Source organism: Streptomyces sp. NPDC059456, assembly GCF_042750055.1.
Lineage (GTDB): Bacteria > Actinomycetota > Actinomycetes > Streptomycetales > Streptomycetaceae > Streptomyces.
The window spans coordinates 1-1261 of record NZ_JBHYVA010001137.1 but is presented as its reverse complement, the minus strand read 5'-3'; the positions used below and the strand labels follow the sequence as shown (position 1 = coordinate 1261).

At 74.7% G+C, this 1261-nt stretch carries 1 protein-coding gene; it reads right to left on the bottom strand.

Features of this window, described 5'->3' with window-relative positions; all coding sequences use genetic code 11:
- Window positions 1–152: 152 nt before the first annotated feature.
- A partial coding sequence (locus ACFXA3_RS42765; RefSeq protein WP_385196990.1) for an SUKH-4 family immunity protein occupies window positions 153–1261 on the bottom strand: 1109 nt, incomplete at its 5' end.

Here is a 1261-nt window from a genome sequence, read left to right as displayed (position 1 = left end):
ATCTTTTATATCTCTCTCGGTCCCGGTGCCCCGACCTTCAACTCACCCCCCCCCGCGCGCGGGGCCGCCCGCGCGCGGGGGGGGTTTCCCCACAGCGGGGGGGGGCCCCCCCGCGGGGCCCCCCCCCCCGGGCCATCCGCCCGATCATCCGATCAGAGCAATCCGTCCCACATCTGCTCCAGCAGCACCGACCACCAGCTCTCCGGCGACGCGAGCGCCGCACTGTCGAGCCCCGCCAGATTCGTCTGGAAATCGACCGTCCAGCGCCCTGCCTGCTCCGGCGTCAGATGCTGCCGCAGCCGCCACATGTGACCCATCATCGCCAGCGACCGGGCGAACTGCGGCAGGCTCGAATTCACGAACTGCGGCGGCACCGGAGCACCGCCCGGACCGGCCTCCACCGGGACCGCCACTATGTGCGCCGTCCCGTACTGCACGCACAGCGCCTTGCCGAAGTCACTGCCCACCACCAGGTACGAACCCGCGTCGGACGCCGCCTGCACCTGCCGCTGCGCGGCCAGCTCCGCCAGCGTCGGCACCGGCTGGCCCGGCACCGCCTGCGCCCAGAAGAACGGCCCGAAGTCCGTCGGCAGACCCGCCCACACCAGCGTCTGCGCCACGATCTCCGGCACGCCCTGGCGGGACACCGCCCGCTGATCGAAACGGAACACGCCCTGCGGACCGAACGCCCCGGCCAGCTCCGCGCCGATGGCGTCCAGCGGAATCGCCGGCTGGAGCGGCACCGGCGCCAGCGGCGCCCGTACCGGCGCGGGGCGCGCCGGACCGTCCGCCACCTGGTGCAGCTCACCCTGATGGGTCAGCAGATGCCGCATGCCCTGCTGACGGCCCGCGTGGTCCTTGCCGTACGGGGCCACGCTCGTGATCCGGACCTGCGGCCAGGTCTCCCGGATCATCCGCGCGCAGTAACCGCCGGGCAGCTCGCACGACTCCAGCTCGGTGTGCAGCTCCAGCACCTGCTGCGGCGGCACGTTCATCGCCCGCAGCTCGTGCAGGATCTGCCACTCCGGGTGCGGGGTGCCCGGCGCGGAACGCCGGATGAGCTGCTGCTCGGAGCCGTCGGGCGCCCGGTAGCGGAGCACCGCCTGGTACCCCGGGCCGACCGTGGGCACGCCGGTGGGCGCCGGGGCCTGCGCCGCGGGACCGGCCTGCGGCTGCCCGGGCGGACCGGGAGGCGCGGGCGGCTGACCCGCACCCGGCGCACCGGGCGGACCGGGAGGCGCAGGCGGCTGACCGGTCACGG